This is a genomic window from Methylopila capsulata (assembly GCF_016907975.1).
GTDB classification, from domain to species: Bacteria; Pseudomonadota; Alphaproteobacteria; order Rhizobiales; family Methylopilaceae; genus Methylopila; species Methylopila capsulata.
Window position 1 is genome coordinate 684,959 of the sequence record NZ_JAFBCY010000001.1, and the last position, 15,711, is coordinate 700,669.

The 15,711-nt window shown below is 69.4% G+C and carries 15 protein-coding genes; 7 read left to right on the forward strand and 8 right to left on the reverse strand.

Annotated elements, in window-relative coordinates:
• Window positions 1-32 precede the first annotated feature (32 nt).
• Together JOD31_RS03220 and JOD31_RS03225 are read right to left on the reverse strand one after the other, a co-directional pair.
• Window positions 33-629: a cold-shock protein gene (locus JOD31_RS03220; RefSeq protein ID WP_246482314.1), complete on the reverse strand. Its 597-nt coding sequence runs from the start codon at window positions 627-629 to the stop codon at window positions 33-35.
• A gap of 110 nt (window positions 630-739) precedes the next feature.
• Window positions 740-1,540 carry an SIR2 family NAD-dependent protein deacylase gene (locus JOD31_RS03225; protein WP_204948852.1) on the reverse strand — a complete coding sequence of 267 codons (801 nt, stop codon included), beginning with the start codon at window positions 1,538-1,540 and terminating at the stop codon, window positions 740-742.
• A 49-nt stretch (window positions 1,541-1,589) separates the two neighbouring features.
• On the opposite strand from JOD31_RS03225, the gene JOD31_RS03230 reads away from it, so the two are divergent.
• On the forward strand, window positions 1,590-2,009 hold the full coding sequence (locus tag JOD31_RS03230; protein ID WP_204948853.1) for a VOC family protein: 420 nt from the start codon (window positions 1,590-1,592) through the stop codon (window positions 2,007-2,009).
• 48 nt (window positions 2,010-2,057) lie between these two features.
• On the opposite strand, the gene JOD31_RS03235 is transcribed toward JOD31_RS03230, so the two are convergent.
• The gene (locus JOD31_RS03235; RefSeq protein ID WP_204948854.1) at window positions 2,058-3,104 is read right to left on the reverse strand and encodes a phytanoyl-CoA dioxygenase family protein; all 1,047 of its coding nucleotides are present in this window, start codon (window positions 3,102-3,104) and stop codon (window positions 2,058-2,060) included.
• Between the two features lie 522 nt (window positions 3,105-3,626).
• On the opposite strand from JOD31_RS03235, the gene JOD31_RS03240 reads away from it, so the two are divergent.
• The 3 genes from JOD31_RS03240 to JOD31_RS03250 all read left to right on the forward strand — a co-directional run bounded on the left by JOD31_RS03240 (window position 3,627) and on the right by JOD31_RS03250 (window position 6,592).
• Complete coding sequence (locus tag JOD31_RS03240; RefSeq protein WP_204948855.1) at window positions 3,627-4,619, forward strand: crotonase/enoyl-CoA hydratase family protein; 993 nt, start codon at window positions 3,627-3,629, stop codon at window positions 4,617-4,619.
• 84 nt (window positions 4,620-4,703) lie between these two features.
• On the forward strand, window positions 4,704-5,693 hold the full coding sequence (gene dgcA / locus JOD31_RS03245) for an N-acetyl-D-Glu racemase DgcA (protein ID WP_204948856.1): 990 nt from the start codon (window positions 4,704-4,706) through the stop codon (window positions 5,691-5,693).
• Window positions 5,694-5,803: 110 nt separating this feature from the next.
• Entirely contained in the window at window positions 5,804-6,592 is a 789-nt protein-coding gene (locus tag JOD31_RS03250; RefSeq protein WP_204948857.1) for a hypothetical protein, read from the forward strand.
• A 62-nt stretch (window positions 6,593-6,654) separates the two neighbouring features.
• Here the strand turns inward: JOD31_RS03250 and JOD31_RS19705 are convergent, their stop codons facing one another.
• Together JOD31_RS19705 and JOD31_RS03260 are read right to left on the reverse strand one after the other, a co-directional pair.
• Window positions 6,655-7,683, reverse strand: a complete 1,029-nt coding sequence (locus JOD31_RS19705) for a glycosyltransferase family 4 protein (protein WP_204948858.1) — start codon at window positions 7,681-7,683, stop codon at window positions 6,655-6,657.
• 34 nt (window positions 7,684-7,717) lie between these two features.
• The gene (locus tag JOD31_RS03260) at window positions 7,718-8,530 is read right to left on the reverse strand and encodes a UDP-2,3-diacylglucosamine diphosphatase (RefSeq protein WP_204948859.1); all 813 of its coding nucleotides are present in this window, start codon (window positions 8,528-8,530) and stop codon (window positions 7,718-7,720) included.
• 258 nt (window positions 8,531-8,788) lie between these two features.
• Between JOD31_RS03260 and JOD31_RS03265 the strand changes: the two genes are divergently transcribed.
• Window positions 8,789-9,277, forward strand: a complete 489-nt coding sequence (locus JOD31_RS03265) for a DUF2852 domain-containing protein (RefSeq protein ID WP_210341294.1) — start codon at window positions 8,789-8,791, stop codon at window positions 9,275-9,277.
• 139 nt (window positions 9,278-9,416) lie between these two features.
• Here JOD31_RS03265 and JOD31_RS03270 read toward each other — a convergent pair whose 3' ends face one another.
• Window positions 9,417-10,214, reverse strand: a complete 798-nt coding sequence (locus tag JOD31_RS03270) for an SDR family NAD(P)-dependent oxidoreductase (RefSeq protein ID WP_204948860.1) — start codon at window positions 10,212-10,214, stop codon at window positions 9,417-9,419.
• A gap of 185 nt (window positions 10,215-10,399) precedes the next feature.
• Here JOD31_RS03270 and carB point away from each other — a divergent pair, with 185 nt between their 5' ends.
• Window positions 10,400-13,741, forward strand: coding sequence for a carbamoyl-phosphate synthase large subunit (carB, locus tag JOD31_RS03275; protein WP_204948861.1), 3,342 nt, complete (start codon window positions 10,400-10,402; stop codon window positions 13,739-13,741).
• Window positions 13,742-13,851: 110 nt separating this feature from the next.
• Window positions 13,852-14,325: a transcription elongation factor GreA gene (gene greA / locus JOD31_RS03280; protein WP_020184671.1), complete on the forward strand. Its 474-nt coding sequence runs from the start codon at window positions 13,852-13,854 to the stop codon at window positions 14,323-14,325.
• A gap of 99 nt (window positions 14,326-14,424) precedes the next feature.
• Here greA and JOD31_RS03285 read toward each other — a convergent pair whose 3' ends face one another.
• Together JOD31_RS03285 and JOD31_RS03290 are read right to left on the reverse strand one after the other, a co-directional pair.
• The gene (locus JOD31_RS03285) at window positions 14,425-14,595 is read right to left on the reverse strand and encodes a hypothetical protein (RefSeq protein ID WP_204948862.1); all 171 of its coding nucleotides are present in this window, start codon (window positions 14,593-14,595) and stop codon (window positions 14,425-14,427) included.
• Window positions 14,596-14,775: 180 nt separating this feature from the next.
• A complete protein-coding gene (locus JOD31_RS03290; RefSeq protein WP_204948863.1) occupies window positions 14,776-15,252 on the reverse strand; it encodes an Lrp/AsnC family transcriptional regulator in 477 nt (158 codons plus the stop codon).
• Window positions 15,253-15,711 lie beyond the last annotated feature (459 nt).

Here is a 15,711-nt window from a genome sequence, read left to right on the forward strand (position 1 = left end):
AAGCGCCGCCGGAACGGGGCGTCAGGCCGCGCTCAGTGCGAGGCGGGACCGCCGGGGCCTTCGGGGCCCTCCGGACGAACTTCCGCGGCCATCATGCCCTTGGGGCCGGGGCCGAAGCGGACATACACCTTCTGGCCCGGGCGAAGCTCCATCAGGCCGTAGCGGCGGAGCGTCTCCATGTGGACGAAGATGTCCGGCGAACCATCGTTGCGGGTGAGGAAGCCGAAGCCGCGCAGACGATTGAACCATTTCACCTCGACCAGCTCGAGCCCGCTGGTCGGCGTGACGTTCACGTGCGTGCGGGCGGCCGGAAGTTCGCCGGGGTGAACGGCGGTGCTGTCGTCGATCGACAGGACGCGGAACGCCTGCACGCCCTTGGCGCGGCGGTGCGCCTCGCACACCACGCGCGCGCCTTCGTTGGCGGTCTGAAAACCGTCGCGGCGCATGGAGGTGACGTGGAGCAGAACGTCCGGCCCGCCGTCGTCCGGCACGATGAAGCCGTAGCCTTTGCCGACATCGAACCACTTGATGACGCCGGACACTTCGTACAGGTCGATCGGCGCCTGCTCGACGACGCCCGAGATGTCTTGATCGTCCGGAGCTTCGCCCCGCGGCCTGTCAGCACTCATACGACCCGCCCGCTAGGAACCCAACGCGACACTTTACGACCCGCTGCCGAGTCGCATCCCTTGGCCACGATAGCACCGCGATCGACGGGGCAAAGCGAAAAATGGCCCAATCAAGGCGCGGGCGTCGCCGGATCGTGACCGTGCCTAACAGTTTGCGCTTCGGCGTAGGGCGCGAAGATCTCCACAAGGTCGTCCCGCAGCACGAGATCGGCGTAGGCGTCGAGGTCGGTCGGCTCGCGGTTCGCGATCACCAGCGGCGCTCCCGCGCGCTTCGCCATGCGGGGCAGAAGCGCGGCGGGATAGACCACCAGCGACGAGCCGAGCGCGAGGAACAGATCGCAGCCGGCGGTCGCGCGTTCGGCGGCGCGCATCGCCTCCTGCGGCATGGCCTGGCCGAACGAGACCGTGGCCGATTTCACCAGCCCGTCGCAGGCCGGGCAGCGCGGCGCCCGCCCCGTCGCCTCGAACGCCGGCCGGATGTCGGCGAGCTCGCGCCGCAGCCCGCAGTCGAGGCACGTGGCGTAGGTCCCGTTGCCGTGAAGTTCGATCAGCCTGTCGTCGGGCACGCCGGAGACGCGGTGCAGGTCGTCGATGTTCTGGGTCACCACGCAGGCGATCGTCCCCTGCGCCACGAGGCGGGCGATGGCGTGGTGGACCGGGTTCGGCGCCGCGCCGCGGGTCGCGTCGTCCGTCACGAACTTCCGCCGCCAGGCCTCGCGCCGCATCTCGGGCGAAGCCACGAAGGCTCCGAAGTCGATCGGTCTGTTCTGGGACCACAGTCCGCCGGGGCTGCGGAAGTCAGGAATGCCGGAAGCGGTCGAGACGCCGGCGCCGGTGAAGGCCACCGCCGCCCGCGCGCTTTCGATGAGCTCCCGCAGCCGATCGGCCTTGCGGACGTCGTCGCGCCCCATAGCTTACGCGCCGACGCGGCCGCGCACGGCCGGATCGAGGAGACGCTGCATGAAATACCTGCACACCATGGTCCGCGTGACCGACATCGACGCCTCGCTGGACTTCTATTGCGCCAAGCTCGGGCTGGAGGAGGTGCGGCGCAAGGACGACGAGAAGGGCCGCTACACGCTGGTCTTCCTCGCGCCTCCCGGCCAGCCCGAGGCCCAGGTCGAACTCACCTACAACTGGGACCCGGAAGCATACGGGGAAGGCCGCAACTTCGGCCACCTCGCCTACGAGGTCGACGACATCTACGCGCTCTGCGCGAAGCTGCAGGCAGGCGGCGTCACCATCAACCGCCCGCCCCGCGACGGCCGCATGGCCTTTGTCCGCTCCCCCGACAACATCTCGATCGAACTTCTTCAGAAGGGCGGCGCGCTGGAGCCGGCCGAGCCGTGGGCCTCGATGCCGAACACCGGGAAGTGGTGACGCCTCCGGTCCCGGCTCAAGGCCGCGCCCCTGCGCTGAGCGCCCCGGTCAGCCCTCGCCCGTCGCGACCGGCGTCGCGGCGGTGATCCGGCCGGCCTTGCGCCACGGGCTGCGGCCGAGGCCGAAGCGCTCCAGCACGTCCAGCGCGCCCCAGAACAGCGGCGCCTGGCGGTGCTTCAGCGGCGCCAGCGCCCAAGGGTCGACGCCGACGAACGGCAGGAACGGGTTGCGGCGGGCATAGGCCCAGATCTCGATGCGGACAGACGGACGCGCGCTCGCCCCGCGGGCGTGGAAGCCGCTGGTGTCGGCCGCGACCAGCGTGTTGGCGGAGACCGCGAACTTCTGCGGCTCCGGCAGCCGCATGCGCTTGAGATCGCCGGCCTTGAGACGAAACGAGCCCCGCGCGGAGAGGCGGTCGAGCCGCGAGGCCTCCACGCTCATGCGCTTCTCCCAGGCGAGGCGGCGCGTGGTGTGGCGGTGCGAGCCGGGCACGTAGACGAAGGGTCCGGCGTCCTCGGCCACGTCCTGCAGGAACAGCCAGGCCTTGAGGCTGGGGTGGAAGCAGTCGGCGTGCAGCGAGGTCTGCGGGTCGGTCGCGGCGTCGTCGACCTGCGCGAACACCGTCTGGACATAGACGATCGGCTCCACGTCGAAGCTTGCGACGTAGCGGATGAGGCCCTGGAACTCCGGAAGGCGGACCATCTCGGCGCAGGCGGGCATGGCGGCCAGTGCGTCCGGATCGAGCGCGATGCGGCGCGTGACGGCGTCGCCCTGTTTCATCTCGCGGGCCGGGGCGACGTAGGCCTCCACCTCCGCGCGCACCCGGCGGAACAGCGACGGCGGCAGGAAATCACGTTTCAGGACGAACCCGTCGCGGGCGAAGGCGGCGCGGTCCTCGGGCGCCACCCGATCCTGTAGCCGCAGGCGACGGCGATCCGCCATCCGCTGGGCGAGCGCGCAACGCCAGGCGTGCAGGCCTTTGCGGTTCAGCCGCTCGCTTCCCAGAATACCGTTGTCGCAGAAAGACTTGGCAGAGGTGAAAATCTGCGCCGCCCACAGCGGCACCAAGAGCCACCGAACGCCCGTCACAGCCATCGTCGTCGCCTTCGCCTCGTCGCAGTCCCCGCGCGGACCAAAGCGTCATTCTCCAATGGAGGCAATCCGCGACCACCCATTTAGCGAAACGCGTCATTATGACGCAGTGTCGGGTTGACGAAGTGGTGAACCGCAATCGTGCGAAGCCGTCAACGCCCAAAGTTCGCCGTATTTGATGAGGCGGCGCCGGCGGCCGGAAGACCCGGATAGTCGAATCACGACGGGCCGCCCCTCAGTCTTTGATGATCCCCGGTCAGACGCTTCGCCAGCGAAGTCCGGCGCCGGAGGAACGCCGTGCTTTAGTCGATCGACGGCGCGATCCATTTTGGAACGACGCAATCGTCCCACAACGGCACACATTATAGCCAAATAGCGCGGACAGTGCAGCCAAGACATCGTGGTTAACGTCGAGGCCCGCTCATGTCGTGCGGCGATCGCCCCCTTCAAATAGGTAAACAGACCGTTAATATCGCTAGCAGGCGCGATAGTACATCTTGGGGTTGCGCAGCGTGGAGTTTGACGATGGCGACATCGATCGGCGTTCCCGGCTACAGGCCGTTCTTCGGCCTCGAGGTTGCGCGGGCTCGGCTTAACGCCATGGCGTCCGCCGCGAAGGGGCAGCAGGCGGCGGCTGCGGGGTTCGGCTCCCGGAGCTACGACGAGATCGAGCTGGAGTACGACGCCTCGCTGTCGACGTGCTGGTGCTGGATGAACCCCGCCGAAGCGCCCAGCTTCACGCCCGGCCTGCTGCGGGACATTTCCGCCCACCAGCGCTCGATCCGCGAGGCCTTCGCGACGCGGCGGCCGGACGCCCCGGCCCCGCTGAAGCAGTGGGTGCTCGCGTCCCGCCTGTCCGGGATCTTCAACCTCGGCGGCGATCTGGAGCGGTTCGCCGCCTGGATCCGCGCCCGCGACCGTGAAGCGCTGACGGCCTACGCCCACGCCTGCATCGACGTGCTGCACGAGAACGCCGTGGCCTTCGACAAGCCGGTCGTGACGGTCGCGCTTGTGCAGGGCGACGCGCTCGGCGGCGGGTTCGAGGCCGCGCTGTCCTGCGACGTGATCGTCGCCGAGCGGGGGGTCAAGTTCGGCCTGCCGGAAATCCTGTTCAATCTCTTTCCCGGCATGGGCGCCTACAGCCTGCTCGCCCGCCGCATCGGCGCGGCCCAGGCCGAGCGCATGATCATGAGCGGAAAGCTCTACACCGCCGACGAGCTCCACGGCCTCGGCGTCGTGCAGGTGCTGGCGGAGCCCGGCGACGGCGTCGCGGAGACCCAGAAGCTGCTCGCGCGCAACCTGCGCCGTCACAACGGCCTCTCGGCGATCTACCGCGCCGGCCGCCGCGTGACGCCGGTGCCCTACGAGGAGTTGCGCGACGTGACGGAGCTCTGGGTCGAGACCGCGCTCAACCTGACGGACTCGGACCTGCGCAAGATGGAGCGGCTGACGACCGCGCAGGACAAGCGCGTCCAGGCGTCGATCGAGATCGAAGCGGCGCGCGCGGCGGCGGAGTGAGGGCGAGGGGGCCGGCCCGGGCTTGAGCTCGGGCGGCGGCTGGGCCACGTTCGCCTCCCCCCGCTCCGCCCGAAGGTTCGCCAGATGCCCGTGACGCTCGAGGCCCGCATCGAACGCTGGCCGATCGCCGGCTCCTTCGCGATCGCGCGCGGCGCGGTGACCGAGGTGGTCACCGTCGTCGTCGAACTGACCGACGGCCGCCATCGCGGCCGCGGCGAGTGCCGCCCCTATTCCCGCTACGGCGAGACGCCCGACGGCGTGAAGGTCGAGATCGACGGCCTCGGCCCGGAGATCGCGGCCGGTCTCGATCGCGCCGCCCTGCAGGCGCGGCTTCCCGCCGGCGCCGCGCGCAACGCGCTCGACTGCGCTTTCTGGGACCTCGAGGCGAAGCGCGCGGGAGCGACGGTGGCGGCGCTCGCGGGACTGCCGGAGCCCGCGCCGCTCGTCACCGCCTACACGCTGAGCCTCGGGACGCCCGAGAGCATGCGCGCCGCGGCCGAGACGGCGGCCGCCCGTCCGCTGCTGAAGGTGAAGCTCGGCGGCGCCGACGATCTCGACCCCGCCCGCATCGCCGCCGTGCGCGACGGCGCGCCGGACGCGGAGCTGATCGTGGACGCCAACGAAGGCTGGACCGGCGCCGCGCTCGCCCGCAACCTCGCGGCCTGCGCCGAGGCCCGCGTGACGCTGGTGGAGCAACCGCTTCCAGCCGCGGACGACGCCCTGCTCGCGACGATCGACCGACCGATCCCGGTCTGCGCCGACGAGAGCGGCCACGACCGCGCGGGCCTGGCGCATCTGCTCGGCCGCTACGACGCGATCAACGTCAAGCTCGACAAGACCGGCGGCCTCACCGAGGCGCTGGCGCTGGCCGCGGACGCGCAGGACGCGGGGCTCACGCTCATGGTCGGCTGCATGCTGGCGTCCTCGCTCGCCATGGCCCCGGCGGTGCTGGTCGCGCAGGGGGCGGCGGTCGTCGACCTCGACGGTCCGCTGCTGCTCGCCCGCGACCGTGAGCACGGTCTGGTCTATGAAGGCAGCCTGCTGCTGCCCCCCTCGCCCGCGCTCTGGGGATGACGCGGAAGAGACACTCGCAGGCGGCTCACAAATCGGGCGAATCCCTGTAAGGCTCAAGCGTTGCGCGGCGTTCGGGACCCCTCCCGCCCGGCGCAGCGGAGCCCAGTGCGATGAACCCTCCCTCCCCGCTCACCCTCGACGACTACGAGTCGATCGAGCAGGCGGTCATGGAGACGGAGCGCGGCCGCTGGTTCCTGGCGGAGTTCGCCCGGCGCAACCGGGCCGCCGACACCGGCGAGATCCTCGAGGCGCTCGGCCGGCTCGAAGGCCGTCTCGCCGAAACGCGCGTCCTGCCGGCGCCGCCGCCGGAGCCCGAACCGCGGATCGAGCGCATCGCGCCGACGCTCGCGAAGCTCGCGGACGCCGCCTCGCGGCTGAGGTCGGCCCTCGACGCGCCGGCCGAGGCGGAGGAGCGCGTCGAACTGGCGGTCAGCCGCATCGCGACGCTCGAGCGCGCCATCGCCGCCGTCCGGAACGTCGCGGCCGGCGTGGCGCAGACCTCCGAGACCGCGCCTGATGCGCCCGCCCTCGCCGCCCCGGAGGTGGTCCCCGAGCCTGCCCCCCTGCCGCAGCCGGAGCTGACCTTCGCTCGGGCTCCGCGCCCGGCCGACGAGCCCGCTCCCGAGCCCGTCCGGACGCCGCCCGCCGACGACGCGGCGGCGACGCGGGAAGCGAAGCGCGAGGCGCGCATCCGCGCCGCGCAGGCCCGCATGCAGGAGCGAGCGCAGCGCGCAGGGCCGCCGCTTCCGCCACGCGCGCCTCAGGCTGCGATCCCGCCGGCGTGGGCGCGCGCCGCCGAGGAGCGCATGAGCCCGCCCCGCCCGCTCGCTCCCGGCCCGCTGTCGCGCGCGCTGCTGGAAAGCCTGTCGGACGTCGAGAAGGCGCTGCTGTTCGCCTGAGGGCGTCACCGTCAGCCCGCTGTATGACGCGCGATAGGCCCAGATTTCGGAATCCGTGAAGCTTAAGCCGCCCGATCCGGCGTCGTCCGCGCGATGACCTCGCGGACGTTGGCGACGAACAGCGCCGTCGCTTCCTTCCAGCCCTGCGTCAGCGCGAAGGCGCGCGCCCTCTCGGGCGGGATCTCGAGCGCCGCCAGCGCCGCCGCCCGCAGGTCCTCGTCCAGAGCCCCGGCGCCGGAGCCTTCCAGGATGTCGAGCGGGCCGGTGACGGGGAAGGCCGCGACCGGCACGCCGGACGCCAGCGCCTCCAGCACCACGATGCCGAAGGTGTCGGTCAGGCTCGGAAACACGAACACGTCCGACGAGGCGTAGGCTTCCGCGAGCGCGTCGCCTTCCAGCGTGCCGGTGAAGTGCGCGTCCGGGAACGTCGCTTCGAGCTCGGCGCGGGACGGCCCGTCGCCGACCACCACCTTCGAGCCCGGCAAGTCGAGCGACAGGAAGCCCTCGATGTTCTTCTCCGTCGCGACGCGCCCGACATAGAGGAAGATCGGCCGCGGCAGGTCGAAGGCGCGCGCCTCGGGGTTCGGGCGGAAGCGGTCGGCGTCGACGCCGCGCGTCCAGTGCATCAGGCGCTCGAACCCGCGCGCGGCGAGTTCGCGCCGGAGCGAAGCGGTGGCCACCATGACGCCGTCGCCGGCGTTGTGGAAGCGGCGGAGCCAGGCGTAGGTCCAGCGCTCCGGGATCGGCGCGCGGCTGCGGACGTACTCCGGGAAACGGGTGTGATAGCTCGTGGTGAAGGGGCGGCCGACCTTCAGGCAAGCCCGCCGGGCGGCGATGCCGAGCGGCCCCTCGGTCGAGATGTGGACGTGGTCGACGTTCGCCGCGGCGATCATCTTCGCGACGGCCCCGGCGCGGGCGAGCGACAGCCGGATTTCCGGATAGGTCGGCATCGGCAGCGTGCGGAAGCGCTCGGGCGTCAGAAGCTCGATTTCGACGCCGAAGGCCGGCGCCTGTTCGATCAGGTGCTCGATGGTCCGCACGACCCCGTTGACCTGGGGCCGCCATGCGTCGGTGACGACGAGAACGCGCATGAACGAAGCAGCGCTCCTGCGCGCGTGGAAGGTTTCAGGCGGCGGCGCGGATGCCGCGCGCGGCGGTTTCGGCGACCGGCGCCTGAACCTCGGGCCGGCTCTCGGTCCAGCGGATCAGTTCGAAGCTGCCGTCGTAATTCTCCGCCACGGCGGTGCAGCTTTCAACCCAGTCGCCGGTGTTGACGTAGGCGACGCCGTTGATGTCGCGCATGGCGGCGTGGTGGATGTGCCCGCAGATGACGCCGTCCACCTCCTGCTTGTGCGCCTCGGCCGACAGCGTCTCCTCGAACTGGCCGATGAAGTTGACCGCGTTCTTCACCTTCAGCTTCGCCCAGGCGGACAGCGACCAGTACGGGAAGCCCAGCTTCCGCCGCGCCATGTTGACGTAGGTGTTGACGGTGAGCGCGGTCTCGTAGGCCCAGTCGCCGAGATAGGCGAGCCATTTGGCGTGCCGCACCACAACGTCGAAGAAATCGCCATGGATCACGAGGTAGCGCTTGCCTGTCGCGCTTTCGTGGATCGCGGTCTCCACCACGTCGATGCCGCCGAAATGGGAGCCGTAGTAGCTGCGCAGAAACTCGTCGTGGTTGCCGGGAATGTAGATGATGCGCGCGCCCTTGCGGCCCTTGCGCAGCAGCTTCTGCACCACGTCGTTGTGCGCCTGCGGCCAGTACCAGTTCTGCTTCAGCCGCCACCCGTCGATGATGTCGCCGACAAGGTAGATCACGTCGGCGTCGTGGTCCCGCAGGAAGTCGAGCAGCAGCTCGGCCTGGCATCCTTTGGTTCCGAGATGGACGTCGGAGATGAACAACGCCCTGAAGCGCCGACCTTCTTCAGATTCCGACACTGAGCGGCCCTCCGCGCCGTTGCCTAATCCTCGTTCTAGTCGCGATTCGTCTCACGCATGTGACGCGATCACGCTCGCGTGGGCGTTGCGGCCAACATCCCACGCAGCCCGGTAAAATGGGGCGATCACGCGCGGCGACCAGAATGGCGGGGGCGACGCGTCCCGATCTTGAAGCCGGACGCGGCGATCTCCACGTAGATCCTCAGCCTGATACCGCCGCGACGGCTTTCCCCCGCGGCCCTGCCGGAGACCGCCTGCATGACTTCGAACCCCTATGCGGACGACGCCTACGCCGCGATCCCCGGCGTGCCCCACCGCTGGAACGCCCTCACGATCGCGCTGACCGCGATCGGCTTCATCGTGTTCTGGCCGCTCGGCCTCGCGATGGTCGTCTACGTGATCTGGGGCGAGAAGATCGCCGCCTTCGCCCGCGGCCCCAAGAACCCGTTCCGCTCGAACGCCGGCTTCACCGGTGCGAACGACACGTTTTCGCGCGCGGCGGAGGACTTCACCCGCAACATGCGCAGCGAGTTCGGCTTCGGCCGTAAGCAGCGCGAGACCGGCAACGCCGCCTTCGACGCCTGGCGCGCGGCCGAGCTGAAGCGCATCGAGGACGAACGCCGCAAGCTTGAAGAGACCACCGCGGCGTTCGAGGCGCACCTGCGCGCCGAGCGCGGCGGCGTCGACGACGTCCGCCAGCGCGAGGAGTTCGACCGCTTCATGCGCGAGCGCGGCGCAGGCTTCTGAGCGCACGAGCGCGACAATGGAAAAGGGCGGCTTCGGCCGCCCTTTTTGTTTGGATTGGAAAGAGCGCGACCTTGATCCCCCTCCCCCTTGCGGGGAGGGGAACGCGCCTCGCTCTACGACCCCGAAACCGTCCCCGCCTTCACTCCTTCACGTCCTGAAGCGCCTCGGCGATGCGGCGGGTGACGCCGCGGGGCATGACGCGCGTCATCAGGGCGCTCACCTTCGACATGCCGCCGGGGATGACGATGGCCTGGCGTTTCTGGAAGCCGTCGAAGCCCGCCTTGGCCACGGCCTCGGCCGAGACGACGCCGACCTTGAACAGCCGCGTGCCGCCGAGATCGGCGACGGAGGAGAATTCGGTCGGCACCGGGCCGGGGCAGAGCGCGGTCACCGTGACGCCCTTCGCCCGCGCCTCCTCGTGCAGCGCCTCCGACAGCGACAGCAGATAGGCCTTGGTGGCGTAGTAGACCGCCATATTGGGGCCGGCCTGAAACGCCGCGAGCGAGGCGACGTTGAGAACGCCGCCGCGCCCCCTCGCCAGCATGCCCCGGAGAAAAAGGCCCGCCAACGCGGTGGGGGCGGTGACGTTGACCGCGATCATCTCCAGCTGCCGATCGAGCGGCAGCTTCGCGAAGGTCCCGCGCAGGCCGAACCCCGCGTTGTTCACGAGAACGTCCACCACGTGGCCAGCGCGGCCGATGGCGAGCGCGAGCTCCTTGGGGCCGTCGGGGGCGGCGAGATCGGCCGCGACCGCGTGCGCGTTGATTCCATGGCGGGCGGAGAGTTCGCCCGCCAGCGCCTTCAGCCGGTCCTCACGCCGGGCGACCAGCACCAGATCGTCGCCGTTGGCGGCGAACAGCCGCGCCAGCTCCACGCCTATCCCTGACGAGGCGCCGGTGACGAGGACGGTGCGGCGGGCGGTCGAGGGCGTGGTCATTGGGCCGTTTCTCCGGGATGATGCGGCGCGCGAGGGGCCGTCCAGCGACATGACGCCTTCCCTGCCCCGCCGGGACTGTGTATTGGACGCGCTCAGCCACGCAATCGATCCCCACGAGCCACGCGCCGAAAACGCGGGGACACCGTCCCCACGCGCGTTCAACGCGGACCCGGAAAGCCTGCCCCATGCCCAAACGCACAGACATCGCCACGATCCTGATCATCGGCGCCGGTCCGATCGTCATCGGTCAGGCGTGCGAGTTCGACTACTCAGGCACCCAGGCCTGCAAGGCGCTGCGCGAGGAAGGCTACCGAATCGTCCTGGTCAACTCGAACCCCGCGACGATCATGACCGACCCGGACATGGCGGACGCGACCTACATCGAGCCGATCACGCCTGAGATCGTCGAGAAGATCATCGCGAAGGAGCGCTACGCCGTCCCCGGCGGCTTCGCGCTGCTGCCCACCATGGGCGGGCAGACCGCGCTCAACTGCGCGCTGTCGCTCAAGAAGATGGGCGCGCTCGAGAAGTACGACGTCGAGATGATCGGCGCGACGGCCGAGGCGATCGACAAGGCCGAGGACCGCGAGCTGTTCCGCGAGGCCATGACCAAGATCGGGCTTGAGACGCCGCGCTCGCGCCTCGCCCACAACCTCTCCGAGGCGCTGGTCGCGCTCGAGGACATCGGCCTGCCGGCGATCATCCGCCCGAGCTTCACCATGGGCGGCACGGGCGGCGGCATCGCCTACAACCGCGAGGAGTTCCTCGAGATCGTCGAGCGCGGCGTCGACGCCTCGCCCACCGACGAGGTGCTGATCGAGGAGAGCGTGCTCGGCTGGAAGGAGTACGAGATGGAGGTCGTCCGCGACAAGGCGGACAACTGCATCATCGTGTGCTCGATCGAGAACATCGATCCCATGGGCATCCACACCGGCGATTCGATCACGGTCGCGCCGGCGCTCACGCTGACCGACAAGGAATACCAGCGCATGCGCGACGCCTCGCTCGCGACGCTGCGCGAGATCGGCGTCGAGACCGGCGGCTCCAACGTCCAGTTCGCGATCGACCCGGCCACCGGCCGCATGATCGTGATCGAGATGAACCCGCGCGTGTCGCGCTCCTCCGCGCTCGCCTCCAAGGCCACCGGCTTCCCGATCGCCAAGGTCGCGGCCAAACTCGCGGTCGGCTACACGCTGGACGAGATCGACAACGACATCACCGGCGGCGCGACCCCGGCCTCGTTCGAGCCGACGATCGACTACGTCGTCACCAAGATCCCCCGTTTCGCCTTCGAGAAGTTCCCGGGCGCCGAGCCCACGCTGACCACGTCGATGAAGTCGGTCGGCGAGGCCATGGCGATCGGGCGGACCTTCCAGGAGAGCCTGCAGAAGGCGCTGCGCTCGCTGGAGACCGGTCTCAGCGGCCTCGACGAGATCGAGATCGACGGCCTCGGCCAGGGCGACGACCGCAACGCGATCCGCGCGGCGCTGGGCAAGCCCACGCCGGACCGCTTCGTGAAGTGCGCACAGGCGCTGCGGCTGGGCTTCACGGTCGAGGAGATCCACGAGGCCTGCAAGATCGACCCGTGGTTCCTGGAGCAGCTCGCCGACATCGTGGCGACCGAGCAGAAGGTCCGGCGCTTTGGCCTGCCGACCAACGAGCGCGCGTTCCGCAAGCTGAAGGCGCAGGGCTTCGCCGACAAGCGCCTCGCGACGCTCGCGGGCCTCGAGACGGCTGAGGTCTCCGCCCGCCGCCGGGCGCTCGGCGTCCGGCCGGTCTACAAGCGCATCGACACCTGCGCGGCGGAGTTCGCCTCGCCCACGGCCTACATGTACTCGACCTACGCGCCCGTGTTCGCCGGCGTCGCAGTCGACGAGGCGGCGCCTTCGGACCGGAAGAAGGTCATCATCCTCGGCGGCGGCCCGAACCGCATCGGCCAGGGCATTGAGTTCGACTACTGCTGCTGCCACGCCTGCTTCGCGCTGTCGGAGGCCGGCTACGAGACCATCATGGTCAACTGCAACCCCGAGACCGTCTCGACCGACTACGACACCTCCGACCGGCTCTACTTCGAGCCGTTGACGGAAGAGGACGTGCTCGAGATCATCGCGACGGAGACCTCGAACGGCACGCTGCACGGCGTGATCGTGCAGTTCGGCGGCCAGACCCCGCTGAAGCTCGCGAACGCCCTGGAGGCCGCCGGCGTGCCGATCCTCGGCACGACGCCGGACGCGATCGACCTCGCCGAGGACCGCGACCGCTTCAAGCGCCTGCTCGACAAGCTGAAGCTCGTGCAGCCGAAGAACGGCATCGCCTATTCGGTGGAGCAGTCCCGCGTCGTGGCGGAAGGCCTCGGCTTCCCGCTGGTGGTGCGCCCGTCCTACGTGCTCGGCGGCCGCGCCATGGCGATCCTGCACGACGACCGCGCCTTCTCGGACTACCTGCTCGGCACCCTGCCCGACCTGGTGCCGGAGGACATCAAGCAGCGCTACCCCAACGACAAGACCGGCCAGATCAACACGGTGTTGTCGAAGAACCCGCTGCTGTTCGACCGCTACCTCTCCGACGCGATCGAGATCGACGTCGACGCGCTGTGCGACCGCAAGGACGTGTTCATCTGCGGGATCATGGAGCACATCGAGGAGGCGGGCATTCACTCCGGCGACTCGGCCTGCTCGCTGCCGCCGCACTCGCTCGAGCCGGAGATGATCAAGCGGCTCGAGGACCAGACCAAGGCGCTCGCGCTCGCGCTCGAGGTCGGCGGCCTGATGAACGTGCAGTACGCGATCAAGGACGGCGTCATCCACGTGCTCGAGGTCAACCCGCGGGCGTCGCGCACCGTGCCCTTCGTGGCGAAGGTCGTCGGCAAGCCGTTCGCGAAGATCGCGGCGCGGGTGATGGCCGGCGAGAGCCTCGCCTCCTTCAACCTGAAGGCCGAGCCGCTCGGCCACATCGCGGTGAAGGAGGCGGTGTTCCCCTTCGCCCGCTTCCCCGGCGTCGACACGGTGCTCGGGCCGGAGATGCGGTCGACCGGCGAGGTGATGGGGCTCGACTACGACTACGGCGTCGCCTTCGCGAAAAGCCAGCTCGGCGGCGGCACCCGCGTGCCGCAGTCCGGAACCCTGTTCGTCTCGGTGAAGGAAGCCGACAAGGACCGCGTGCTGCCGGCCGTCCGGATGCTGGCCGACCTCGGCTTCAAGGTGATCGCGACTTCGGGCACCCAGCGCCACCTCGCCGCCCACGGCGTCGACGCCAGCAAGATCAACAAGGTCCTGGAGGGCCGTCCGCACGTCGTGGACGCCATCAAGAACGGCGGCGTGCAGCTGGTGTTCAACACCACCGACGGCGCCCAGGCGCTGGCCGACAGCCGCTCGCTGCGCCGCGCAGCCCTCTTGCACAAAGTGCCGTACTATACGACGCTTGCGGGCGCCGTGGCTGCGGCTCAAGGCATCAAAGCCTATCTTGGCGGAGACCTTGAGGTCCGCGCCCTGCAATCCTACTTCGGGGAGAGCGAAGAGGGCGGTTGAGCCCTCCGCTCGGAACGTCGCGCCGGCCGGCGACGCTCCCGAAGTCCGAAGCCTCGTCCCCTGGACCTCTCCACGGGGCGGGGCGTCGCTTTGTTTTGAGAGAGACGGAAATGGACAAGATCCCGATGACCGCCGCAGGCCACGTCGCGCTTGAGGCGGAGCTCAAACACCGAGCCTCCAGCGAGCGCCCGCGGATCATCGCGGCGATCGCTGAGGCTCGCTCGCACGGCGACCTGTCCGAGAACGCCGAGTACCACGCGGCCAAGGAACAGCAGAGCCTCAACGAGGGCCGCATCGCGGAGCTCGAGAGCATGATCGCGCGCGCCGAGATCATCGACCTGACCAAGCTGAAGGGCGACCTGATCACCTTCGGCGCCACGGTGACCCTCATCGATGAGGACACCGAGGAGGAGAAGGTCTATCAGATCGTCGGCGAGCCGGAGTCGGACGTGAAGAACGGCCGGGTCTCGATCGGCTCCCCGATCGCCCGCGCCCTCGTCGGCAAGAAGGTCGGCGACACGGTCGAGGTCGTGACCCCCGGCGGCGGCAAGAGCTACGAAGTCCTGAAGATCCGCTTCGCCTGACCGAGCGTCGGCCGCCGGTCTCGCCAAAGAAAACGGCCCGCGTTGCAGCGGGCCGTTTTGCTGAGTCGCGCCTTGCCGGCGCGGTCTGAGTCGCGCCGTTTAGAAAATAGCGAACCAGGCGATGGCCATCGCCACCAGCGCGCCAAGCGTCCCCACGACGAGGACGACGGGCATGCCCTTCGGCGCGTCGGTCCCCTGCTTGGCTTCGACGGGGGTGACCTTTTCAGTCGTGGCGCCCGGCGGCGGCGTGTGAGTCTGGGCGGTCGTCATGGATCGATGTCTCCGGTGATGGTCGCGGCCCGCGGAACGGACCTTCACGATCACAACGGTCGAGACGTCGAACCGATCCCTAAAAAGATCGCGAGGCGCCCGCTGCATCCCGCCGGAGCAGGACAGACGGCTGTTCGGGCATGATGTCCGTCAGACGTTTTCGCGACGCCGCCGCGCCGGTCAGATCCTCGCGGCGTCGAACGGCGCGGTGGCCTCGTTCTTGACCTGCCCGAGCGCCAGAGCGGTCTTCACCGACTTCACGTTCTTCGCCGCGGTCAGCTCGATCACGAAGTTCTGGAAGCTCGTGAGGTCGCGCGCGACGCACTTCAACATGAAGTCGACCTCGCCCGAGAGCATGTGGCACTCGCGCACCGTCGACCAGTCCCGGACCCGGGCCTCGAATTCGGCTCGGTCGAGTTCCGAGTTGCCGGCAAGCTGGACCATCGCGAAGGCCGTCACCTCGAAGCCGAGCTTGCGCTCGTCGAGCAGCGCGCGGTAGCCGCGGATGGCGTCGGCCTCCTCGAGCGCGCGCACCCGCCTGAGACACGGCGGGGCCGAAATGCCGACGCGCCGGGCCAACTCGACGTTGGTCATCCGGCCATCCGCCTGCAACTCGCTCATGATCTTGAGATCGATGGCGTCGAAACGTCCACGCATGCGGCGGGCATCCGAATGGTGCGATGCAACAATGCACCGGTGTAGTCGGGCGCCCTTCTGAACTCAAGACCTCGTCCGACGCAAGTGCGAACAGGGCGGCGACCCGATGTGGCGCGGGATAAAAAAAGCCGGACCTCGATGAGATCCGGCTGGAAAGTTTGGGACCGGCCGCGAGGGGACGCGCGCCAGGTCCTGAGGGGAACAGCCAATTGCGGCCGCGCAGGAGGAGGTCGCGCGACCAGATCGCAGTTAGCATGGAAAGAAAATGCGCGGTCCTGGTCTGCCGATCAATCCGCCGAACGGCATGACCGCTATGCATTTGCCGCCAAACTAGGCATCCAGAATGGGCAGATAGATCAATAACTGTGCACGTCGAGCGATAGGCAGCGCCTATTGGCGTGGTTTTGGCAGGCCATCCAACGACATAGTTCGCGGCTCAGCCGGCGCGGGCGACGGCGC